The 21,500-nt window shown below is 67.4% G+C and carries 20 protein-coding genes; 14 read left to right on the plus strand and 6 right to left on the minus strand.

All coding sequences use genetic code 11. The annotated features are described in order from the left end of the window. Window positions 1-125: 125 nt before the first annotated feature. Window positions 126-2,459 carry an NADP-dependent malic enzyme gene (locus ASF32_RS04820; RefSeq protein ID WP_056424185.1) on the minus strand — a complete coding sequence of 778 codons (2,334 nt, stop codon included), beginning with the start codon at window positions 2,457-2,459 and terminating at the stop codon, window positions 126-128. A gap of 84 nt (window positions 2,460-2,543) precedes the next feature. Between ASF32_RS04820 and ASF32_RS04825 the strand changes: the two genes are divergently transcribed. Then, on the plus strand, window positions 2,544-3,167 hold the full coding sequence (locus ASF32_RS04825) for a CatB-related O-acetyltransferase (RefSeq protein ID WP_056424519.1): 624 nt from the start codon (window positions 2,544-2,546) through the stop codon (window positions 3,165-3,167). 61 nt (window positions 3,168-3,228) lie between these two features. Beyond that, window positions 3,229-3,480 (plus strand): DUF3297 family protein, encoded by a 252-nt coding sequence (locus ASF32_RS04830; protein ID WP_056424187.1) that lies wholly within the window; start codon window positions 3,229-3,231, stop codon window positions 3,478-3,480. A gap of 81 nt (window positions 3,481-3,561) precedes the next feature. On the opposite strand, the gene ASF32_RS04835 is transcribed toward ASF32_RS04830, so the two are convergent. From ASF32_RS04835 to aspS, 3 genes are read right to left on the minus strand one after another with little or no spacing between them, the layout of a single operon-like run. Then, a complete protein-coding gene (locus ASF32_RS04835) occupies window positions 3,562-3,858 on the minus strand; it encodes a hypothetical protein (RefSeq protein WP_056424189.1) in 297 nt (98 codons plus the stop codon). Next, entirely contained in the window at window positions 3,855-4,724 is an 870-nt protein-coding gene (locus tag ASF32_RS04840; protein ID WP_056424191.1) for a glycosyltransferase family 2 protein, read from the minus strand. The genes ASF32_RS04835 and ASF32_RS04840 overlap by 4 nt, the downstream gene beginning before the upstream one ends. A 24-nt stretch (window positions 4,725-4,748) precedes the next feature. Next, window positions 4,749-6,563 carry an aspartate--tRNA ligase gene (aspS, locus tag ASF32_RS04845; protein ID WP_056424193.1) on the minus strand — a complete coding sequence of 605 codons (1,815 nt, stop codon included), beginning with the start codon at window positions 6,561-6,563 and terminating at the stop codon, window positions 4,749-4,751. Window positions 6,564-6,751: 188 nt separating this feature from the next. On the opposite strand from aspS, the gene ASF32_RS04850 reads away from it, so the two are divergent. Together ASF32_RS04850 and rnd are read left to right on the plus strand one after the other, a co-directional pair. Next, window positions 6,752-7,171 carry a hypothetical protein gene (locus tag ASF32_RS04850; RefSeq protein WP_056424195.1) on the plus strand — a complete coding sequence of 140 codons (420 nt, stop codon included), beginning with the start codon at window positions 6,752-6,754 and terminating at the stop codon, window positions 7,169-7,171. A 94-nt stretch (window positions 7,172-7,265) separates the two neighbouring features. Then, window positions 7,266-8,417 (plus strand): ribonuclease D, encoded by a 1,152-nt coding sequence (rnd, locus tag ASF32_RS04855; protein ID WP_056424197.1) that lies wholly within the window; start codon window positions 7,266-7,268, stop codon window positions 8,415-8,417. 60 nt (window positions 8,418-8,477) lie between these two features. On the opposite strand, the gene ASF32_RS04860 is transcribed toward rnd, so the two are convergent. Further along, complete coding sequence (locus tag ASF32_RS04860) at window positions 8,478-10,325, minus strand: hypothetical protein (RefSeq protein ID WP_244478119.1); 1,848 nt, start codon at window positions 10,323-10,325, stop codon at window positions 8,478-8,480. Between the two features lie 130 nt (window positions 10,326-10,455). Continuing rightward, window positions 10,456-10,782, minus strand: coding sequence for an iron-sulfur cluster assembly accessory protein (locus tag ASF32_RS04865; RefSeq protein WP_056424199.1), 327 nt, complete (start codon window positions 10,780-10,782; stop codon window positions 10,456-10,458). A 99-nt stretch (window positions 10,783-10,881) separates the two neighbouring features. Between ASF32_RS04865 and ASF32_RS04870 the strand changes: the two genes are divergently transcribed. From ASF32_RS04870 to surE, 10 genes are all read left to right on the plus strand, one after another. Beyond that, window positions 10,882-12,150 carry a deoxyguanosinetriphosphate triphosphohydrolase gene (locus tag ASF32_RS04870; protein WP_056424201.1) on the plus strand — a complete coding sequence of 423 codons (1,269 nt, stop codon included), beginning with the start codon at window positions 10,882-10,884 and terminating at the stop codon, window positions 12,148-12,150. Window positions 12,151-12,173: 23 nt separating this feature from the next. After that, entirely contained in the window at window positions 12,174-12,761 is a 588-nt protein-coding gene (locus ASF32_RS04875) for a GDSL-type esterase/lipase family protein (RefSeq protein WP_056424203.1), read from the plus strand. Window positions 12,762-12,994: 233 nt separating this feature from the next. Continuing rightward, window positions 12,995-14,740 carry an arginine--tRNA ligase gene (gene argS, locus ASF32_RS04880; RefSeq protein ID WP_056424206.1) on the plus strand — a complete coding sequence of 582 codons (1,746 nt, stop codon included), beginning with the start codon at window positions 12,995-12,997 and terminating at the stop codon, window positions 14,738-14,740. 30 nt (window positions 14,741-14,770) lie between these two features. Further along, window positions 14,771-16,180 (plus strand): SPOR domain-containing protein, encoded by a 1,410-nt coding sequence (locus tag ASF32_RS04885; protein WP_056424207.1) that lies wholly within the window; start codon window positions 14,771-14,773, stop codon window positions 16,178-16,180. Between the two features lie 191 nt (window positions 16,181-16,371). Then, window positions 16,372-17,376, plus strand: a complete 1,005-nt coding sequence (gene nagZ / locus ASF32_RS04890; protein WP_056424209.1) for a beta-N-acetylhexosaminidase — start codon at window positions 16,372-16,374, stop codon at window positions 17,374-17,376. Between the two features lie 190 nt (window positions 17,377-17,566). Beyond that, a complete protein-coding gene (locus ASF32_RS04895) occupies window positions 17,567-17,830 on the plus strand; it encodes a twin-arginine translocase TatA/TatE family subunit (RefSeq protein WP_056424210.1) in 264 nt (87 codons plus the stop codon). A gap of 96 nt (window positions 17,831-17,926) precedes the next feature. Beyond that, window positions 17,927-18,421 (plus strand): Sec-independent protein translocase protein TatB, encoded by a 495-nt coding sequence (gene tatB, locus ASF32_RS04900; RefSeq protein WP_056424213.1) that lies wholly within the window; start codon window positions 17,927-17,929, stop codon window positions 18,419-18,421. After that, a complete protein-coding gene (tatC, locus tag ASF32_RS04905) occupies window positions 18,418-19,218 on the plus strand; it encodes a twin-arginine translocase subunit TatC (protein ID WP_056424215.1) in 801 nt (266 codons plus the stop codon). Before tatB ends, tatC begins: the two co-directional genes overlap by 4 nt. A 231-nt stretch (window positions 19,219-19,449) precedes the next feature. Beyond that, window positions 19,450-20,736: a serine--tRNA ligase gene (serS, locus tag ASF32_RS04910; RefSeq protein ID WP_056424217.1), complete on the plus strand. Its 1,287-nt coding sequence runs from the start codon at window positions 19,450-19,452 to the stop codon at window positions 20,734-20,736. Then, window positions 20,736-21,500 (plus strand): 5'/3'-nucleotidase SurE, encoded by a 765-nt coding sequence (surE, locus tag ASF32_RS04915; protein WP_056424219.1) that lies wholly within the window; start codon window positions 20,736-20,738, stop codon window positions 21,498-21,500. Before serS ends, surE begins: the two co-directional genes overlap by 1 nt.

Here is a 21,500-nt window from a genome sequence, read left to right on the forward strand (position 1 = left end):
GCGAGCGACAAGCCTGATCCTATCCCCAAGCGACAGGGACACGACAAAAAGGCCCCCGGACCATTCGATCCGGGGGCCTTTGCGATGACGATGCCGGAAGGTTCGAGACGACCGGCCAGGGCGTCCTATTCCGAGAGCGGGGTCACTCCCGGCTCGGCCGCGGCCGCCCTCGATTCCACGGAGGTCGCTTGCGCTTCCACCACCGCTGCAGCCGTGACGTTGACGATGCCCCTCGCCGTCACGGAGGGCGACAGGATGTGAGCGGGCTTCGCCGGTCCGATCAGGAGCGGCCCCACCGGGAGAGCGTCGGCGAGGACCTTCGAGAACTGGAAGGCGATGTTGGCCGCATCGAGATTGGGGAAGATCAGCACGTTGGCCGCACCCTTGAGGGGTGAACCCGGCAGCACCCGATCACGGATCAGGTCGGACAGGGCACTATCGGCCTGCATCTCGCCATCCACCTGAAGTTCGGGCTTGCGAGCCTGGATCAGGCCCAGCGCGGTGCGCATCTTGATGGCCGAGCGGGAATCGGACTGGCCGAAATCCGAATGGCTCAGAAGAGCGATCTTCGGCGTCATGCCGAACCGCGAGACATGCCCGGCGCAGGCCACCGCGACATCGGCGATTTCCTCGGCGGTCGGATCCGGACGGACATGGGTATCGGCCAGGAAGAACGCGCCCTTCTTCGTGATGACGAGGCTCATGGCGGCAAAGTCGAGCACGCCCGGCGCGAGACCGATCACGTCGCGGATCACCCGCAGACGTGTCTCGAACCGGCCCTCCAGGCCGCAGATCAGCGCATCCGCCTCGCCCCGGCGCACGGCGACCGCACCGATCACCGTGGAATTCGTCCGCACCAGGGTGCGGGCGGCGTCCGGGGTGATGCCGCGCCGGCCCGCCGCCTCGAGATAGGTGGCGACATAGTCCCGGTAGCGCGGATCGTCTTCGGGATCGATCAGGTCGAAATCGGTGCCCTGCTTGATCGAGAGCCCGAAGCGCTTGATCCGGGTCTCGATGACACGCGGGCGGCCGACCAGAATGGGCCGGGCCACCTGATCCTCGACGATGGCCTGGGCGGCGCGGAGCACACGCTCGTCCTCGCCTTCGGCGTAGATGACGCGCTTGGGCGCTTCCTTGGCCTTGGAGAAGATCGGCTTCATGATGAAGCCCGAGCGGTGGACGAACCGGTCGAGGCTGTCGGCATAGGCCTGGATGTTCTCAAGCGGACGGCCGGCGACGCCGGAATCCATCGCGGCCTTGGCCACGGCCGGCGCGATCCGCAGGATCAGGCGCGGATCGAACGGGCTCGGGATCAGCGAATGCCGGCCGAAGGGCCGGGCCTCGCCGCCATAGGCGCGGGCGACCACGTCGGACGGCGTCTCGCGGGCGAGCGCGGCGATGGCCTTCACGGCGGCCTGCTTCATTTCCTCGTTGATCGAGGTGGCGCCGACATCGAGGGCGCCCCGGAAGATGTAGGGGAAGCAGAGGACGTTGTTGACCTGATTGGGGAAGTCCGAACGCCCGGTGCAGATCATCGCGTCGGGGCGCTTCTCCTGCGCCAGGTCCGGCATGATCTCGGGGTAGGGGTTGGCCAGCGCCATGATCAGCGGCTTCTCGGCCATCTTCTCCAGGTATTCGGGCTTCAGCACGCCACCGGCCGAGAGGCCGATGAACACGTCGGCACCCGGAATGACCTCGGCCAGGGTCCGGGCCTCGGTCTCCTGCGCGTAGACGTCCTTCCAGCGATCCATCAACTCGGTGCGGCCCTTGTAGACCACGCCCTTGATGTCGGTGACCGTGATGTTCTCGACACGGGCCCCGAGCGACACGAGCAAGTTCAGGCAGGCCAAAGCCGCCGCGCCCGCGCCCGAGGTCACGATCCGGACATCCGGAAGCTGCTTGCCGGCGAGTTCGAGGGCGTTGAGCACACCCGCCGCGACGATGATCGCCGTGCCGTGCTGGTCGTCGTGGAAGACGGGGATGTTCATCCGCGCCCGACACTGCTCCTCGACCTCGAAACACTCGGGAGCCTTGATGTCCTCGAGGTTGATGCCGCCGAAGGTCGGCTCGAGGGAGCAGACCACGTCCACGAGCTTCGACACGTCGGTCTGGTCGACCTCGATATCGAACACGTCGATATCGGCGAACTTCTTGAACAGGACGGCCTTGCCCTCCATCACCGGCTTCGAGGCCAGCGGGCCGATATTGCCCAGGCCGAGCACGGCGGTCCCGTTGGTCAGCACGGCGACCAGGTTCTGGCGGATGGTGAGGTTGGCCGCCTCCTGCGGATCCTCGTAAATCGCCATGCAGGCGGCGGCGACGCCGGGCGAGTAGGCCAGCGCCAGATCTCGCTGGTTGCCCAGCGGCTTCGTCGCCTGGATCTCGAGCTTTCCGGGCCGGGGTAGACGATGGTAGACGAGGGCTCCGGACTTGAGATCGTCAGACATATTGTCGCCCATGAGCCTCACTCCCTCACTGACGGGCCTTTTCGGCTCCGCCGGACTCTCCCGCCGGACGTCGGGATGCGTTGGTTGACGTCCCTGTTGCACCGCCTGCGGAGTGGGCGCAACCCGCACAACCAAACCCGAATCCACCTCGAGAAATTGGTGAAAACTTACGGTTTCTCCATCGGGGAATACTCCTATGGCCGTCCCAAAGTGCGGTTCCCGGAAGCTGGGCGGCACCTTACGATCGGGCGGTATTGTTCCATCGCCGACAAGGTCGAGATCCTTCTCGGGGGCGGGCATCGCCTCGACTGGGCGACCACCTATCCTTTCGCCGCCATGGCGGGGCTGTGGCCGGGGGTGGACGCATCGGTCGATGACCAGGCATCACGCGGCGACGTGACGATCGGCAGCGACGTCTGGCTCGGCTCCGGTTGCCTGATCCTGTCGGGCGTCACCATCGGACATGGAGCGGTGATCGGGGCCCATGCCGTCGTCTCCCGCGACGTGCCGCCCTATGCGGTGGTCGTCGGCAATCCCGGCCGGGTGGTGCGCTCCCGCTTCGATCCGGGTCTGGTGGCGGGCCTGTTGGAGACGGCTTGGTGGGAGCTCGATCCCGCAACGATCCGCCCGCTCGTGCCGCTGCTCCAGAGCGATCGTGTCGCCGAGTTGATCGCGGCCGCGCGCGCGGCGCGGGCGGCCGGCGTTGCGGGCGCCGCCTGAATCCCTTACCCGGACTGTTTCATACCCACACTGACGATCGATCGACTTCAAGGCACAGACGATGTCCGACACGCCTCCCGACCGCCTCGCGGTGAACCCCAACAGCCCGTTCTACAACGAGGCCATCCTCGAACGCGGCATCGGCATCCGTTTCAAGGGCGTCGAGAAAACCAATGTCGAGGAATACTGCGTCAGCGAGGGCTGGGTCCGCCTGTCGGCCGGCAAGACCCTGGATCGGGCCGGCAACCCGATGACGGTGAAGCTGAAGGGCCCGGTGGAGCCCTATTTCCGGGACGACGCAGCGGAAGGCTGAAGGCGGTCAACCCGACGCCGTGTCCAATGGGAACGGCACCGGCTCCCTGATCGCGGGACCTTCACCGCGATCCGGCGGGCCTTAGCCCTCCCGCTTCCGGCATTCTCCCGCGTAATTCCGCAGGGCCTCCGTCACCAGAGCGTCGATCTGACTTTCTGTCTTCGGCTGGCGGATGACGAGGCTCGTCACCGAATCCGGATGGTTCGCCCGCTGCTTCGGGGTTCGCGCATGGTTCGAGACGCGCAGGGCGAAGACGCTGCCCTCCGGCTTGAGATAGACGCTGTCGCCGCGCGTGTTGCGGGCGACAATCAGGAAGCCATGTGACGCGACGCCGGCCACGGCGCGTGCCAGGGCGTCCGTTGGATTGAGCAGGGTCATGCCAGCCCTTCCTGTGCGAGAGCCGTGCGGCCACGGATAGCGGCGAGGGCGCCCGCGGCCGAACCGGCATAGCGTTCGAGCAATTGCCGGCGGAAGCTCAAGGAGGCCAGAGCTGCCTTCGGGGCGTTCACGGCAAGCATCCGGGAGCTCGGATCGGGCAGACCATATTTGCGTGAAACGTAGGCCCGTGACCAGGCCTGGTGCCAGCGGGTGCGGAAGACCCGGCCCGGCTCAGGCGCGGACGAACGCCCACGCCCATGCAGGGCGAGCGCCCCGTGAACATGGACCAGGGAGCGACCGGCATCGGCGACCCGGCGACACAAGTCGTCATCTTCATAGAACAGGAAGATGTTCGGATCGAACCCGCCCAGGTCGAGGAACAGGTCGCGCCGGATCATCAGGCAGGCGCCCGACAGGAAGGGCGCACAGGCATCGCCCTCGGGCAAGGCGCGGTTGCCCGGCGGATTGGTCAGATAGGGCGCGAGCAGCGAGCGCGGCTGGTAGAAGAAGCGCCCGTCCGGCTCCATCAGGCGCGGCGCCAGCAGCCCCGCATCGGGATACGCGGCGGCGGCCCGCAGCAGGGCATCGATCGCTCCTGCCTGAACCACGATGTCCGGGTTGAGAATGAGCACGCGCTCGGCACGCTCGGCGGCCCGGATCCCGATGGTATTGGCCCGACCGTAGCCCTCGTTGCGGAGGTTGCGGACCACTTTTGCGCCGGCCGCCTCGGCGACGCTCGCCGAGGCATCACGGCTCGCATTGTCGACCACGACGGCAGGCACATGCTCCGCCGCCAGGGCCGCGAGGCACGACGGAAGCGCATGGGCGCTGTCATGGGCGACGACGATGGCGACGAGGGAAGGCATCGTGGCCGGACGCGCAGAGGTTCCTCAGCCCTGCTTCTCCGGCAGGTTGAGACGGATGTGGAGCTCGCGCAGCTGCTTCGGAGTCGCCTCGGCAGGGGCGCCCATCATCAGATCCTCGGCGCGCTGGTTCATCGGGAACAGCACCACCTCGCGCAGGTTCTGCTCGCCGCAGAGCAGCATGACGATGCGGTCGATTCCCGGTGCGATGCCGCCGTGCGGCGGGGCGCCGAGTTTCAGGGCATTGAGCATGCCGCCGAACTTCTCCTCCAGCACCTCCTGGCCGTAACCGGCCAGACCGAAGGCCTTCTCCATCACCTCGGGGCGGTGGTTACGGATCGCGCCGGAGGACAGCTCCGTGCCGTTGCAGACGATGTCGTACTGGAACGCCTTGATGCCGAGGATCTTCTCGGACTCGCTCGGATCGAGGGCGAGGAACTCCTCGCGGTCGAAATTCGGCATCGAGAACGGGTTGTGGGAGAAGTCGATCCGCTTCTCGTCCTCGTTCCACTCGTACATCGGGAAGTCGGTGATCCAGCAGAACGCGTACTGATCCTTGTCGGAGAGGTTCAGCTCGTCCGCGATGCGGATGCGGGCCTTACCGGCCAGAGCCGCGGCCTTCGCCTCGGTGCCGGCGGAGAAGAACACGGCGTCGCCGGCCTTCGTGCCGGTCTTTTCGCGGATGAGGGCCTGGATCTCCGAAGGGATGAACTTGGCGATCGGGCCCTTGCCGGTGACCGTGCCGTTGTCGTCCTCGAAGATGATGTAGCCGAGGCCCGGCGCGCCCTCGGTGCGGGCGAAGTCGTTGAGCTTGTCGAAGAACGAGCGCGACTGCGTCGCCGCCCCCGTCGCCGGGATGGCGCGAACCACGCCGCCGGACTTGATCACGCCCTTGAAGGCCTTGAACTCGACCTCGTCGCGAGCGAATTCGTCCGTCACGTCGGCGATGATCAGCGGATTGCGAAGATCGGGCTTGTCGACGCCGTATTTCAGCATCGCCTCGGCATAGGGGATGCGCGGGAAGGTCTCGGTGACCCGCTTGCCTTCGGCGAATTCCTTGAAGACGTCGCGCAGGACCGGCTCCACCGACTGGAACACGTCCTCCTGGGTGACGAAGCTCATCTCGATGTCGAGCTGGTAGAACTCGCCCGGCGAGCGGTCGGCGCGGGCATCCTCGTCGCGAAAACACGGCGCGATCTGGAAGTAGCGGTCGAAGCCGGCGATCATCGTCAGCTGCTTGAACTGCTGCGGCGCCTGCGGCAGCGCGTAGAACTTGCCGGGATGCACGCGGGACGGCACCAGATAGTCACGCGCGCCTTCCGGGCTGGAGGCGGTGAGGATGGGTGTCTGGAACTCGAAGAAGCCGCCCTCGCGCATGCGGCGGCGGAGCGAATCGATGATCGCGCCGCGCTTCATGATGTTGGCGTGCAGCTTGTCACGGCGAAGATCGAGGAAGCGATACTTGAGCCGCGTCTCCTCCGGGTATTCCTGGTCGCCGAAGACCGGCACCGGCAATTCGCCGGCGGGGCCGAGAACCTCGATGTCGTCGATATAGACCTCCACCGTTCCGGTGGGCAGGTCGGCATTCTCGGTTCCCGCAGGGCGCGTGCGCACGCGGCCGTCGATGCGGATCACCCATTCCGAGCGGGCGAGGTTAGCGGTCTTGAACGCCTTCGAATCGGAGTCGACCACGCATTGGGTGCGACCGTAATGGTCGCGCAGATCGATGAAGAGCACGCCGCCATGATCGCGGATGCGATGGCACCAGCCGGAAAGGCGAACGGTCTCGCCGACGTCGGACGGGCGGAGCGCCCCGCAGGTATGGGTACGATAACGGTGCATGACGGGCTCTTCAGATTGAGCGGCGCACCATTCACGCGAGGGCGGGCAAGTCAAGGCGAAGGCGATCTTACGCCACGCGGCGGAGCCCGTAGGCGGGAGCGGGGACGAGCCCGGAACGGGCATCGTCGAGGCCCTGGAGACGAGGGCGGGACCTTTCGGAAACGAGGGTGAATCCCCATATCAGCTCCATGAATGCAAACGCATTTTTCGATATTCTGAACGAGGCTGCCGCCGCTCCTGCCGAACGCCGGAAGACTGCCGAACAGGGCGAACACAAGCCCGGCGCGTGGCAGGTTCTGCCGCTCGAAGGCCGCTACGAGATCGTCTACGAGGATTCCCGTGGCCTCTGGAGCACGCGGAGCCTGAGCGCGCGAGAGTTGAGGCTCGGACCCGGCCGGACGCTGCTGGGCGGTATCGACCGCGCACGCGGCGGCTATCGCGGCTTTCGGGTGGACCGGATCCGGCGCCTGTCCGAGGAAGGCGGCCCCCGGATGAATGCCGGCATCCTCGACTGGCTTCTCGCCCGTGCCGAGGCCCAGAGGCGCGAGCGTGCCGAACTGGTGCGCAGCCTCGCTCGCCGGAACCGGTCCCGCAAGCGTGCCGCCTGACGAGGCAAGTGCAGCACGGGATGTCGGGGATAGGCGCGCGCGGCGCGAGATACGATCTCGCCTCACGCGTCAACCTCCGATATAGCCGGCTCTCATGGACCTCATAGCTACCACGCCGGCCCTCGCCGAGGCTTGCAGCCGTTTCGCCGGACAGCCGTTCGTTACCGTCGACACGGAGTTCATGCGGGAGACGACCTACTACCCCAAGCTCTGCCTCATCCAGATGGCGGGGCCGGACGGGTCGGGCGTGCTCGTCGACCCGTTGTCTCCCGATATCGACCTCGCGCCATTCTTCGCGCTGATGGCCGACGAGAGCGTGGTCAAGGTGTTCCACTCGGCACGCCAGGATCTCGAGATCATCTGGCTGCTCGGCGGGCTGCTGCCGCAGCCGTTCTTCGATACGCAGGTCGCCGCCATGGTCTGCGGCTACGGCGACTCGGTCTCCTACGAGCAGCTGGTCAACGACGTCGCCAAGGCCAAGATCGACAAGTCGTCCCGCTTCACCGACTGGTCGCGCCGTCCGCTCTCGGACGCCCAGTCGAGCTACGCCCTCTCCGACGTGACCCATCTGGTGACGATCTACGAGGTGCTGGCCGGCAAGCTTCTCTCCACCGATCGCGGCGAGTGGCTCGACGAGGAAATGAGCGTCCTGACCTCGCCGGAAACCTACAAGGCCGACCCGGCCCAGGCCTGGCGCCGGCTCTCGGGCCGCATGCGCAAGCCGCGCGAGATCGCGGTTCTGGCCGAGGTGGCGGCTTGGCGCGAACGCGAGGCCCAGACCCGCAACGTGCCGCGCGGGCGAATCCTCAAGGACGAGGCGGTGATCGACATCGCCACCTCCGCGCCTCGCAGCGTCGAGGCCCTGGGACGCCTCCGCTCGATCCCGGCGGGTTTCGAACGCTCGCGCACCGGAGCCGACATCCTGGCCGCCGTGGAGCGCGGCTTTCAGCGTGACCTCTCCGAGATCGCCTTGCCCGAGCGCAGCCGGGGCCGGGGCGGCAACGGCGCCGTGGTCGAATTGCTGAAGGTCCTGCTCAAGGCGGTCTGCGAGGCCGAGGACGTGGCGCCCAAGATCGTCGCCACGATGGATGACCTCGAAGCGATCGCGGAAGACGACGAGGCCGACATCGCGGTGCTGCAGGGATGGCGCCGGACGCTGTTCGGCGAGAAGGCGCTTGCCCTCAAGGCAGGCCGCCTGGCCCTCTCGGCCCAGGGTGGGCGGATCGTGGTGCGCGCGCTGGATTGATCCAGGCCTCGCGTCCCCCCCGCCTGGGGAAGGGGAGCCGCATGCGCGGCTCGCCCGTCCTCAATTCGCCTTCGCGCTGACGTCCAACCTGTCGAGCACGGCACCCGGCGTCGGGGCCGCACTGAATTCGAGCATGCCGATGCCGCCGGCATTCTTCGCCTTGGCGCTGAGCAGGAACGTGCCCGGCCGGGTCACGAACTGGCCCAGAGCCGCGCCGATGGCCTTGGCGCCGGCGGAATTGCCGAGGATCGCCGGAACGCCGAACGTGGTCGCGGTCACGTATTCCTGGGTCAGTTCCTCCGGCTTGAGGCTCAGGCTCTTCGACTGAGAGGCGATGAAGCGCTCGAACAGGCCGCTATTCTCGATCCGCAGGTCGAGGGTCTTGGCAGTCGCCCCCAGCATGGCGAAGGTCGAGACGCTCGGATCCGGGTCGAACACCGCCGGGCCGATACCGCCCAGGATGCCGTTGACCTTCACGCTGCCCATGTCCTTGCCCGACACCGACACCTCGCTGAAGGAGAGTTCCTTGGCGGCCTCGTTCCAGGCCGTGTCGGCGACGACGTTCAGGTCGAGGTCGCGATAGCCGTAAGCGCCGAGGGAGCCGAGCCCCGGAATTCCGGCCACCGCCGTAGCGGGCAGGGTGAGTCCCGAGAGGGTGGCCCGGCCGGTGGTCGGCAGGCCGTCGCGCAGCGGCCCGAAGGCGAAGGCACCGTCACGCAGGCCGATCTGCGTGGGAGCCGTCGCGACGGGGGGGAGCGCGGGAGCAGCAGCGGGCTTGCCAGCAGAATTGCCGGGGGGCTTCGGCGCGGCGGGTGCCCCGTCCGGCGGCAGGTCGAGGCGCAGGTCCTTCACTGCCAGGGTGCCGAGCACCGGAGTCATCTGCCGCAGATCCGCTTCGGTCGGCTCCCCGGCCTGAGCCGAGAGCTTCCGCATGGCCGCCACGGTCGGAGCGAAGGAGAAGCCCGCGAAGGACATACGCGAGAGCTTGCCACTGGCTTCGCCCGCCGTGAAGCCGAGATCCTCGAAGGTCAGGTTTCCGGAGGTGAAGGCCATGCGTCCCATGGTTATCGCCATGGGTTCACCGTCATGGGTCTGATTGACCGTGAGCCCGCTGGCCTGGAACGAGCCGACGGAGAACCCGTCCATCAGGTCCGCCACGGTTCCGAGGATCCGCGCCTTGTCGGCGGAGGCGGGCTGTGTCGGGTCCACACGGGACATCGCCTCCAGCGCGCCCGTCCATGTCGCGGGAATCTGTCGGCCGCTGACGTCGCTACCCTCGAGACGGGCGATCTTCACCAGAGTGCCCTCGGCCTCCATCACAATGTCGGCGGCCGAGAAATTGCCGTAGATCCGGAGCATCGGGCTCTTGGCTTCGCCTGCCTCGCCGTAAAGCCGCGCCATCGCGGCGAGATCGACGTCCTTCATGTCGATGCGGCCGTAACTGGCGCTGTGTCTCGCCTCACCCCCATCCTCCGCCGCCGTCACCCCAGCGGCACTCGCCTGGGCGATACGGCCGCCGCGCACGTCCTTGGCCGTCACGTCGCGATAGGTCGCCGTCTGGGCCTTGGTACCGATCCGGGTCTCGGAACGAAGCTCCGGGATCACGATGCTGGCAGCATCGAACTTGGCCAGACGCGCGGCCAGAGGCTCGGGGCCGGATTTCAGGAGAGCGAGCAGATCGTCCTTCGTCAGACGCGTACCGCTGACGATGACCTGCGGTGCGGTGAGGGTCGTACCACCGAACGTCATCGTCACGTTCTGGAGCGTGACGTCCTGCACGGCGGACGCCGCCTCCTGGGCCGTGGCCGGCAATGGGCCCATCGGGCCACCTCCGCCAAGGGCAAGGAGGGCACAGACCGAAAGGCTGGCCGCCCGCATGAGGAAGGGACGGCCTTGTGGGACGTTCATGAGCAGATCCGGGGCGCTGCGGAAAAGGCGCTTCGTGCAACGGTGCCGCGCCGAACCGCATCCGTGCCGCAGTTTCCGCGGCGAGGCAATCGCGCTGCCGCACGCCGCGATGTGACGGAAAGACGATGGCTCAGAGCGAGAACGACGTACCGCAGCCGCAGGAGGCCGTGACCTGAGGGTTCTCGATCTTGAAGGACTGGCCGATCAGGTCGTTGGCGAAATCGATGGTCGAGCCGCTCATGTATTCGAGGGACACAGGGTCGACGAGGACGGTCGCGCCATCCCGTTCGATCACCATGTCGTCATCGGCGCGGGAGCGCTCGATGTCGAAGGCATAGGAGAAGCCCGAGCAGCCGCCACCATTGACGCTGATCCGCAGGGACGCACCGGGAGGCTCGGTCCCCATGATCTCGTTGATGCGCTTGGCCGCGCGGGGGGTCAGGGTAATGTCGGCCATCGTGATGCTCTTGGGTTCTCGTCGATTGCCAGAAGCGCTAGCCCACACAAGATATGCGCCGTAGAGACGCGCTGCAACGCGGTAGGAGCCTGGCGCGCAATGACGGGTTCGGGAGGTGACGTGCGGCACAGGGGCGAACGCTGGCGGGCGCGCTACGCCACCGATCCGGCAGCCACGCGCGGGCGGCTGATCCCGGAGGCGGTCTCGCCCACCCGCAGCGACTTCCAGCGCGACCGCGACCGGATCATCCATTCGGCCGCCTTCCGGCGCCTGAAGCACAAGACCCAGGTCTTCGTCCATCACGAGGGCGACCATTACCGGACCCGCCTCACCCATACGCTCGAAGTCAGCCAGATCGCACGGGCCCTCGCCCGTGCCCTCGGCCTCGACGAGGATCTCGCGGAGGCGCTGGCGCTGTCCCACGACCTCGGCCACACCTGTTTCGGGCATACCGGCGAGGACGCCCTCGATGCGCTGACGAAAGGCCATGGCGGGTTCGACCACAATGCCCAGGCGCTGCGCATCGTGACCCGGCTCGAGCGGCGCTATGCCGGATTCGACGGGCTCAATCTCGCCTGGGAGACCCTGGAGGGCCTCGTCAAGCACAACGGGCCTCTGCTGACGCCCGAGGGAGCCCCGACCGCGCGCTGGGCCGAGCGGGGGATTCCCGCCGCGATCCTCGAATACGACGCCGTTCACGATCTCGAACTCGGCCGCTTCGCCGGACCGGAAGCGCAGGCGGCGGCGCTGGCCGACGACATCGCCTATGACAGCCACGACCTCGATGACGGCCTGCGCGCCGGTCTGTTCGAACTCTCCGACCTGGAAGAGGTGCCGTTCCTCGCCAAGCTGATGGAGGAGATCGACGCCCTGCATCCGGGGCTGGAACCCTCGCGAAAGATCCACGAACTGGCGCGTCGCGTCATTACCCGCTTCGTCGAGGACGTGATCGCGGAGAGTACGCGCCGGATCGAAGTCCTGGCGCCGATGTCGGTAGAGGACATCCGTGGTGCATCGGCACCGGTCGTCGCCTTCTCACCGGCGCTGGCGGAGGCGGACACGACGATCAAGCGCTTCCTCTACGCGCGGATGTACCGCCACCCGAGCGTGCTGGCGGTGCGGGCGCAGGCCGACATCATCGTCGCGGATCTGTTCGGCGCCTTCACGGCGAACCCGGCAGCCATGCCCGAGGAATGGCGGGTCGGGCTCGATGGCGCAGGGGGGGGGCGCATCGCCCGCCGGGTCGCCGACTACATCGCCGGCATGACCGACACTTACGCCGTGCTCGCCCACAAGCGCCTGTTCGCGACGACGCCGGACCTGCACTGGAGCCCGGAGAGCCGGGGCCTGCCGCTGGCGGAAGGATAGCGGCCGAGATTTCGGGACGATTCATGCGCATCTGCTTCATCGGCGACAGTTTCGTGAACGGGGTCGGTGACGACACCTGTCTCGGATGGACGGGCCGTCTCTGTGCCGAGGCCCGCCGCGCCGGCTGGGACGTCACGCATTACAATCTGGGAATTCGCCGCGACACCAGCCTCGACATCCACCGCCGCTGGAGAAGCGAGGCCGAAGCCCGGCTGCCCGAGGGGCTGGACGGCCGGCTTGTCTTTTCGTTCGGCGCAAACGACTGCACGCTCGTCGATGGCCGAATCCGCGTCCCTCATGACCGCTCCCTCGACACGGCGGAGAAGATTCTCGGAGACGCCGCCGGTTGGCGAAGAACCCTGATGATCGGTCCGCTTCCCGTCTGCGACGATCCAGCGACGGATGCGCGAATTCAGGCTCTGTCGCGCGACATCACTCCTCTTTGCGCCCGACTCGATGTCCCGTTCCTGCCGGTCTTCGGCATGGCGACAGAATCCGACGCATGGACCAGCGAGGCTGCAGCGGGGGACGGAACGCACCCCAATGCCAAAGGCTACGCGGCTCTGGCCAGCGCCGTGTCCGACTGGGAAGCTTGGCGCGCCTGGTTCTGAATGTCCCTCACGGAACGTCCGATGTGCCGTTTTGAGCTGAGCGAGATCCGGCCGTGACGGGAGTTTGGCGACGCCTCGTGAAGCGCCGGGTCGATGAGGAGCCAGGAAGTGCGATGGGCGGCCTCCCGTGACACCTGCCTCCCGTGACACCTGCCCCCCGCGTTGGTATGCCGCCGCATTGAGGCGCAAGCCGTCGTGACGATGCGGCATGGCGCGAGCGGAATAGATATCCCATGAACATCTTCGCCACCTTCGAGGCGCGCGTGCGCGAAGCGCTCGAGAGCCTGACCCGGTCCGGGACGCTGCCCGAGGGGCTCGATCTCTCCCGCGTGGTGGTCGAGCCGCCGCGCGACGCCACGCACGGCGACCTCGCCACCAATGCCGCCCTGGTCCTCGCCAAGGAGGCCCGGACCAATCCGAAGGCGCTCGGGGAAGCGCTGGCGGCGGAGCTCCGGCAGGATCCCCGCGTGGTCGAGGCGAGCGTGGCCGGACCGGGCTTCATCAACCTGCGCCTGACGCCCGAGACCTATCACGAGGTCGTGCGTGCCGCGCTCGGCGAGGGCACCGAGTATGGCCGCGCCCGCATGTGCGGCGGCAAGGTCAACATCGAATACGTCTCGGCCAACCCCACCGGACCGATGCATGTGGGCCATGGTCGCGGGGCGGTATTCGGCGACGCGCTGGCGAACCTGCTCGTGGCGGCCGGCCGCGACGTGACGCGCGAGTACTACATCAACGATGCCGGCGCGCAGGTCGACGTGCTCGCCCGGTCCGCGTTCCTGCGCTACCGCGAGGCCCTGGGCGAAGAGGTCGGCCCTGTGCCCGAAGGCCTCTATCCCGGCGACTATCTCGTGCCGGTGGGCAAGGCGCTCGCCGAGAAGCACGGACGCGCGCTCCTCGACGCGCCGGAATCCGACTGGCTGCCGCAGGTGCGGGCGGATGCCATCGCCGCGATGATGGACCTGATCCGGGGCGATCTCGCCCGGCTCGGCATCCACCATGACGTGTTCTTCTCCGAAGCTACCCTCAAGGAGGCGGTGCCCGTCCTCCTGGCGGAACTCCGCGCAAAAGGTCTCGTCTACGAGGGCCGGCTTCCGCCGCCGAAGGGCCAGCTTCCCGAGGATTGGGAGGACCGCGAGCAGACCCTGTTCCGCACGGTGGAGTTCGGCGACGACGTCGACCGGCCGCTGCTGAAATCGGACGGCTCGTTCACCTATTTCGCCTCCGACATCGCCTATCACCGCGACAAGATCCGGCGCGGCGCCACGGACCTGATCGACGTCCTCGGGGCCGATCACGGCGGCTACGTCAAGCGCATGCAGGCGGCGGTGAAGGCGGTGAGCGACGGCGACGCCACTCTCGACGTCAAGCTGTGCCAGCTCGTGCGTCTCCTGCGATCCGGCGAGCCGGTGAAGATGTCGAAGCGCGCGGGCGAGTTCATCACCCTTGCCGAGGTGGTCGACGAAGTCGGCCGCGACGCGATCCGTTTCATGATGCTCTACCGCAAGAACGACGCGACCCTGGATTTCGACCTCGCCAAGGTGGTGGAGCAATCCAAGGACAACCCGGTCTTCTACGTCCAGTACGCCCATGCCCGCTGCGCCTCGGTGTTCCGGCAGGCAGGCGAGGCCATGCCGGACGAGGATTTTTCCGTCGCCGGCCTAGCCGACGCGGACCTGACGCTCCTTGCCGATTCCGCGGAAATCGAGATCATGCGGTTGATCGCCCAGTACCCCCGGGTGATCGAAGCGGCGGCTGCGGCGCACGAGCCACATCGTGTGGCATTCTACCTCTACGAGCTCGCAAGTTCCCTGCATGGTTTCTGGAACAAAGGCAAAGACCTGCCGCAATTACGGTTTATTAATCCAAACGACCGAAACTCGACACGGGCAAGACTGGCCCTCGTGGAGGCTTTGAGGGGCGTCGTCGCCTCCGGCCTCACGGTCTTGGGTGTCACCGCGCCGGATGAAATGCGGTGAGGTGATCTCGGCGTGAAGAGGAATGCTGCCATGACGACGAACGCTTCGCGAGCGCCTGTCGATTTCGACGCCTTCGCGCGTGACTTGCAGCCCACGACGCCGCCCCAGTCGCAGGCCCAGCCTGCGGCCAAGCCCGATCCGTTGGCCGAACTCGCCCGCATCGTCGGCCAGGACGATCCTTTCCGCGCGTTGCTGGAAGCGCGTGATTCCCGTGCCACCGCCGAGCCGCGAGCCCAGGGAGGACGCAGGGAACCGAGCTTCCACGACGAGGCACCGGCGGCTCCCGCAGGCTACGCCGCCGCGCCTTCGGGATACGCGCAGCATGCCCAGCATCAGGTCGAGCCCGAGCCGCAGGCCGCACACTCGGCACATCCGGCCGACGCGTTCGATCAGTATCTCGCCTCCGTCGACCACAGTGCCTATGTCGCCGGTCCTCAGGATCCGCACGGGTCCGAGGCTTACGCGCCGGAGCAGGACGACCGCCTCAATCGCGCGGCCGAGCGGCCCCGCCAGCGCAGCCGCCTCGTTTCCGTGGGCGCCGGCCTCGGCGTGCTGGTGGTCTGCGTCACCGGTGCGCTCACCTGGCGCAGCATGAATTCGAGCCACAGCGACGGCACCGTGCCGACGATCCTCGCCGACAAGGCTCCGCTGAAGATCGCACCGCAGAAAGCGGACGGCGTCGAGATCCCCGACCAGAACAAGCGGATCTACGACCGCAACGCCAAGGACGACCAGATCCACATCGTCAACCGCGAGGAGCAGCCGGTCGACGTGGCGCAGGCCGCCCGCTCGGCCCAGCGCGCCGGGGAGGGCGGCGCCACGCCGTCCACCGGACAGCAGGGCGGCAATACCGGTCCCCTCACCGAAACCCTCGGCGAGCCTCGCCGGGTGCGGACCGTGTCGGTGAAGCCGGATACGCCTCCGCCGCCGCCTCAGCGCGAAGCGCCCGTCGCCCAATCGGTGATCCCCACCATGACCCTTCCGGGTGACGGCGGTGGTTCGACCAATGCCTCGATGCATTCACGCGTCGGGAAGCTGCCGGCGACGACGCCCGCTCCCACCGAGGAAGCTTCGGCTCCTGAGCCGACCGCTCCCGCCTCTCGCGCGAAGGCCCCGCAGCGGGTAGCCGCCGTCGCCCCCGACGCGACCTCCGCCCTGCCGACGCCTGCGCCCGCCGCCTCGGCCTCCACCGCACCCGTGAGCGGTTACTCGGTCCAGCTCGGCGTACGCACCAGCGAAGCCGAAGCGCAGGCCGCGTTCAAGCAGATGCAGAGCAAGTTCAGCCAGCTCTCCGGCAAGCCCGCCCTGATCCGTCAGGCCGAGGTCAGCGGCAAGACGATCTACCGCGTCCGCGTCGGGCCCCTGGCCAAGGCCGAGGCGACTACCCTCTGCACCGAGTTGCAGGGCGCCGGCGGCCAGTGCTTCGTCGCCAAGAACTGAGCCTCGGGAACTGAGGGTCACGGCGGCGCTCAGGCGAGTGCCGCGAAGACGGCGAGAGACAGTGCCGGCTTGTCGCGGGTCCGTGACGCCTCGTTCGAGTACCGCCAGCGCGGGCGGAGCCGCCATCGTGAAGTGCAGGGACGGATGCCCCTCGGACAGTCCGTCCATCATCAAGCCGAGCAGCACATCCCATGACAACTCGCGCCCTGATCCTCGGCTGTGCCGGCCGGACTCTCTCGGACGAGGAGGCCGCGTTCTTTCGCGACGCGCAGCCCTGGGGCTTCATCCTGTTCAAGCGCAATATCGGCTCGCCGGACGAGGTGAGGGCGCTGACCGATGCGCTGCGCGCTACGACGGGCCGGGCCGATACGCCGATTCTGATCGACCAGGAAGGCGGACGGGTGCAGCGCATGGGACCGCCGCACTGGCCGTCTTATCCGGCCGGCGCCCGTTTCGGCCGCCTCAATGGATCGGGCACCGCCATGGCGCGCCTCGGCGCGCGGCTCATGGCGCATGATCTCGCCGCGGTGGGAATCAACGTCGATTGCGCGCCCGTCCTCGACGTGCCGGTGGCGGGAGCTCATGACATCATCGGCGATCGCGCCTACGGCACCGATCCGCACATTGTCATCGCTCTCGGACGGGCGGTGGCTGAAGGGTTGATGGAAGGCGGGGTCCTTCCGGTGATCAAGCACATTCCCGGTCACGGTCGCGCCGCCTGCGATAGCCACAAGGACCTGCCCGTGGTCGAGGCCGAGGGCGTCAGCCTGGCCTCGCACGATTTCGTGCCCTTCCGCGCCCTGGCCGACCTGCCGATGGCGATGAGCGCCCATGTGGTCTACGCAGCCCTCGATCCGCATCATCCCGCGACCCAGTCCAGCGTCGTCATCGGCCAGGTGATCCGTGGCCTCATCGGCTTCGACGGCCTGCTCATGACGGACGACCTTTCGATGAAGGCCCTCGACGGCAGCTTTCGCGAGAAGGCCGAGAAGGCCTTCGCCGCCGGTATCGATGTCGCCCTCCATTGCAACGGCGAGCGGCACGAAATGCAGGCCGTCCTGGAAGGTACGCCGATCCTATCCGGCGAGGCTTTGCGCCGGGCCGAGGCCGCCCTGGCCCGGCTCGCGCCGCGCGTGGAGTTCGATGTCGCCGAGGCCCGTTCGCGTTTCGAGGCTGGTCTTTCCGCCCACGCGTGAGGCCCGGACTGCCCCAGCGTTTCGGGCGAGTGCCGCCATGGCGCGCTGCACAATTGTCTCAGATGCCTCAAATGCCTCAGCGCGAGACCGTGCGGTTCTTGTGTTCGCTCCCCGCCATCCTTAGGTTCCCGACAATCCGTCGTGAGAGGGCGTCGCTGGGCTGGCGACAGCATGGGCGCAGGAGTTTGCCATGGGCAGCATGAGTATCTGGCACTGGATCATCGTCGCGGGCATCGTGATGCTGCTGTTCGGGCGCGGCAAGATCTCGGACCTGATGGGCGACGTCGCCAAGGGCATCAAGGCCTTCAAGAAGGGCATGGCCGAGGACGAGACCCCGACCGGACAGGCCCCGGCCGTTCCGCCGCCGAGCGCGGGCGAGCCCGTGCGTACGCTGCCTCCCCAGGGCGAGCCGGCCACGGCGAGCCATGTCACGGCCGACCGCAAGGTCGTCTGAAGCAAACCGTACGGACAGGCATCGGCCTTGCGCAAACTATGCTAGGCCGCCGGCCGTGACGAGGCAAAGGCCATCGGCCGCGGGACGAGCGACGCCATGTTCGACATGAGTTGGGGTGAGGTGATGCTGATCGGCGGTGTCGCCCTCATCGTCATCGGACCCAAGGATCTGCCCAAGGCCCTACGCACGGTCGGTCAAGTCACGGGCAAGATGCGCCGCATGGCCGGCGAATTCCATGCCCAGTTCAACGAGGCGATCCGCGAGGCGGAATTCGACGAGGTCCGCCGCGAGGTCGACGGCATCAAGCGCTCCGCGAGCACGATGGGGCCGAGCTTCAACCCCGTCCAGACGATACGCGACGAGATTCGCGGTGCGGTCGACGGCCGGTCCCAGTCGAGCACCCAGCCCCTCGCCAACGTGGCCGCCAAGCTCGCCGAGAACGATCCGCAGTCCGAACCCGAAGCGCCGTCACCCGAGATAGCCTCGCCGGAGCCGCCGCCGCCCGTGCACGCCTTGCCGGATCTTCCACCGCGTACGACCGCGCCGGAGGCATCCTCCACCAAACCTACCGAGACCGGCGCAAGCACATGATCGATTCGGTCGACGAATCCGAGGTCGAGGCTTCGCGCGCGCCGCTCCTCGATCATCTGATCGAATTGCGCTCGCGGCTGATCAAGTCGCTGGCCGCGTTCATCGTGATGTTCTTCGCGTGTTTCTTCGTCTCGCGGCACATCTACAACATCCTGCTCTACCCCTACGTCTCCGTAGTGGGGGCGGAGAAGGCGCAGCTCATCGCGACGCACTTCCTCGAGCAGGTCTTCACCAACATCAAGCTCAGCGTGTTCGGCGCGGCCTTCCTCGCCTTTCCGGTCATCGCGACGCAGATCTACGCCTTCGTCGCGCCGGGCCTCTATCGCAACGAGCGCCAGGCCTTCCTGCCCTATCTCGTGGCGACGCCGATCTTCTTCGTTCTCGGCGCGCTGGTGGTGTTCTTCCTGGCGATGCCGCTTCTCATCCAGTTCTCGGTGAGCCTGCAGCAGGTCGGCCAGCCGGGCGAAGCGACGATTTCGCTTCTGCCGAAGGTGGACGAGTATCTCTCGCTCATCATGACGCTGATCTTCGCCTTCGGATTGGCGTTCCAGCTACCCGTGATCCTTACCCTGCTCGGCCAGATCGGCGTCATCGACACGGTCTTCCTGCGCGAGAAGCGGCGCTACGCAATCGTCCTCGTCTTCGTGGCGGCGGCGATCCTGACGCCGCCCGACGTGATCTCGCAGCTCTCCCTCGCCCTGCCGATGCTCCTCCTCTACGAGGCCTCGATCTTCTCGGTCGCCCGCGTCGAACGCCGCCGCAAGGCCAAGCGGGTCGCGGAAGGTCTGGAGCCTTAGGCGCCACAAAAGCCCCATCCACCACCTCATCCCGAGGCGGCGCGTAAGCTGCCTCGAAGGAGGCCTCCAGTCCGCACCTTGGTGTCTGGAGGCCTCCTTCGAGGGTTGCACTGCGCTGCGCCGCCTCAGGATAAGGGGGTATCGGGGATGCTCCGTCGACTCATGCCCGGCCTTGTCGGGGTCGCCCCGATGCTGCAAAGCGTCGGCGACTCATAGCGAACCGAGCCGCCCATGCACGACATCCGCGCCATCCGCGAGAATCCGCAAGCGTTCGACGAAGCCCTGCGCCGTCGCGGCCTCGACGCGCTCTCGGCCGAGCTGATCGGCCTCGATGACGCCCGCAAAGCCGCGACCTCGGCGGCCCAGGCCAACCAGGAGCGGCGCAATGCTCTGGCCAAGGAGATCGGCGGCGCGAAGAAGGCGAAGGACGAGGCGCGCGCCGCCGAACTCATGGCGGAGGTGGCACGGCTGAAGGAGGAGGGGCCCACCCTCGAGGCCGCGCAGGCGGAAGCCGGCAGGATTCTCGACGACCGACTCGCGGCGATCCCGAACCGTCCGAACCCGGATGTGCCCGAGGGCGCCGACGAGCACGGCAATGTCGAGCACCGCGCCTTCTCCGGAAGCGGTACCAAGCTCGCCACCGGCCGCCAGCATTTCGAACTCGGTGAGGCCTTCGGCCTGATGGATTTCGAGGCGGCCTCACGCATGTCTGGCTCCCGCTTCGTGGTGCTGAAGGGGCAGCTGGCCCGGCTCGAACGTGCGCTCGGCCAGTTCATGCTCGATCTCCACACCGGCGAGCACGGCTACACCGAGGTGGCGCCACCGATCCTCGTGCGCGACGAGGCGATGTTCGGCACGGCGCAGTTGCCGAAGTTCCGCGACGACCAGTTCCGGGCCGGTGAGGAACACTGGCTCATCCCCACGGCCGAAGTCCCGCTCACCAACCTCGTGCGCGAGAGCATCCTCTCCGAGGACGAGCTGCCGCTTCGCTTCACCGCGCTCACCCCCTGCTTCCGCGCCGAGGCAGGTTCGGCCGGGCGCGACACGCGCGGCATGCTGCGCCAGCACCAGTTCAACAAGGTCGAGCTCGTCTCGATCACCACGCCCGATCAATCGGCGGCGGAGCACGAGCGCATGCTCGGCTCGGCGGAAGCCGTGCTGAAGAAGCTCGACCTGACCTACCGGGTCATGACGCTCTGCACGGGCGATATGGGCTTCGCCTCCCAGAAGACCTACGACATCGAGGTCTGGATGCCGGGGCAGGAGACCTATCGCGAGATCTCGTCCTGCTCGGTCTGCGGCGACTTCCAGGCGCGGCGGATGAACGCGCGCTATCGGCCGAAGGAAGGCAAGGGCGCACAATTCGTGCATACCCTCAACGGGTCCGGCGTCGCCGTGGGCCGCGCCCTCATCGCCGTGATGGAAAATTATCAGAACCCGGACGGCAGCGTCACCATCCCGTCGGTTCTCAAGCCCTACATGGGCGGCATCGAGAAGATCGAAGGGCTGAAGAGCTGATGCGCATCCTGGTCACCAACGACGACGGCATCCACGCGCCGGGCCTCGAAACCCTGGAGGGCATCGCCCGGACCCTGTCCGACGACGTCTGGGTCGTGGCGCCCGAGAGCGACCAGTCCGGCGTCTCGCACTCGCTGTCGCTCAACGACCCACTGCGCCTGCGCCAGGTCTCCGAGAAGCGCTTCGCCGTGAAGGGCACGCCCTCGGATTGCGTCATCATGGGCGTGCGCCACATCCTCAAGGACCACGGGCCGGATCTCGTCCTGTCCGGGGTCAATCGCGGCCAGAACGTCGCCGAGGACGTGACCTATTCGGGCACCATCGCGGCGGCCATGGAAGGCACGATCCTCAACGTGCGCTCCATCGCCCTGAGCCAGGCCTACGGCGCCGGTGGGCGTGGGGCGATCAAATGGGGTTGCGCTGCCCATCACGGGCCGGGCGTGGTCAAGAAGATCCTCGAAATCGGGATCGAGCCCGGCATCGTCGTCAACGTCAACTTCCCCGATTGCGAACCCGAGGAGGTGGTCGGCACCTCCGTCGCAGCGCAGGGTATGCGCAATCAGGCGCTGCTTGCCATCGATGCCCGGCAGGACGGTCGCGGCAACCCGTATTTCTGGCTCGCATTCGCCAAGGCGCAGTTCGAGCCGGGCCATGGCACCGACCTCAAGGCCATTGCGGAGAACCGCATCTCCGTGACCCCGCTGCGCCTGGATCTCACCGACGAACCGAGCCTGACCCGCTTCGCACAAGCCTTTGCCGAGTGA

It is taken from the genome of Methylobacterium sp. Leaf91 (assembly GCF_001422815.1).
In the GTDB taxonomy this organism is placed as follows: Bacteria; Pseudomonadota; Alphaproteobacteria; order Rhizobiales; family Beijerinckiaceae; genus Methylobacterium.

What these genes read in the sequence shown, in the direction of transcription:
- ASF32_RS04865 (WP_056424199.1), bottom strand. Translation starts at nt 10,782, where the DNA reads ATGGCCGACATTACCCTGACCCCCCGCGCGGCCAAGCGCATCAACGAG.
- ASF32_RS04830 (WP_056424187.1), top strand. Translation starts at nt 3,229, where the DNA reads ATGTCCGACACGCCTCCCGACCGCCTCGCGGTGAACCCCAACAGCCCG.
- ASF32_RS04860 (WP_244478119.1), bottom strand. Translation starts at nt 10,325, where the DNA reads ATGAACGTCCCACAAGGCCGTCCCTTCCTCATGCGGGCGGCCAGCCTT.
- ASF32_RS04850 (WP_056424195.1), top strand. Translation starts at nt 6,752, where the DNA reads ATGAATGCAAACGCATTTTTCGATATTCTGAACGAGGCTGCCGCCGCT.
- surE (WP_056424219.1), top strand. Translation starts at nt 20,736, where the DNA reads ATGCGCATCCTGGTCACCAACGACGACGGCATCCACGCGCCGGGCCTC.
- argS (WP_056424206.1), top strand. Translation starts at nt 12,995, where the DNA reads ATGAACATCTTCGCCACCTTCGAGGCGCGCGTGCGCGAAGCGCTCGAG.
- ASF32_RS04895 (WP_056424210.1), top strand. Translation starts at nt 17,567, where the DNA reads ATGGGCAGCATGAGTATCTGGCACTGGATCATCGTCGCGGGCATCGTG.
- ASF32_RS04820 (WP_056424185.1), bottom strand. Translation starts at nt 2,459, where the DNA reads ATGGGCGACAATATGTCTGACGATCTCAAGTCCGGAGCCCTCGTCTAC.
- nagZ (WP_056424209.1), top strand. Translation starts at nt 16,372, where the DNA reads ATGACAACTCGCGCCCTGATCCTCGGCTGTGCCGGCCGGACTCTCTCG.
- aspS (WP_056424193.1), bottom strand. Translation starts at nt 6,563, where the DNA reads ATGCACCGTTATCGTACCCATACCTGCGGGGCGCTCCGCCCGTCCGAC.
- ASF32_RS04885 (WP_056424207.1), top strand. Translation starts at nt 14,771, where the DNA reads ATGACGACGAACGCTTCGCGAGCGCCTGTCGATTTCGACGCCTTCGCG.
- serS (WP_056424217.1), top strand. Translation starts at nt 19,450, where the DNA reads ATGCACGACATCCGCGCCATCCGCGAGAATCCGCAAGCGTTCGACGAA.
- ASF32_RS04840 (WP_056424191.1), bottom strand. Translation starts at nt 4,724, where the DNA reads ATGCCTTCCCTCGTCGCCATCGTCGTCGCCCATGACAGCGCCCATGCG.
- rnd (WP_056424197.1), top strand. Translation starts at nt 7,266, where the DNA reads ATGGACCTCATAGCTACCACGCCGGCCCTCGCCGAGGCTTGCAGCCGT.
- ASF32_RS04875 (WP_056424203.1), top strand. Translation starts at nt 12,174, where the DNA reads ATGCGCATCTGCTTCATCGGCGACAGTTTCGTGAACGGGGTCGGTGAC.
- tatB (WP_056424213.1), top strand. Translation starts at nt 17,927, where the DNA reads ATGTTCGACATGAGTTGGGGTGAGGTGATGCTGATCGGCGGTGTCGCC.
- tatC (WP_056424215.1), top strand. Translation starts at nt 18,418, where the DNA reads ATGATCGATTCGGTCGACGAATCCGAGGTCGAGGCTTCGCGCGCGCCG.
- ASF32_RS04870 (WP_056424201.1), top strand. Translation starts at nt 10,882, where the DNA reads ATGACGGGTTCGGGAGGTGACGTGCGGCACAGGGGCGAACGCTGGCGG.
- ASF32_RS04835 (WP_056424189.1), bottom strand. Translation starts at nt 3,858, where the DNA reads ATGACCCTGCTCAATCCAACGGACGCCCTGGCACGCGCCGTGGCCGGC.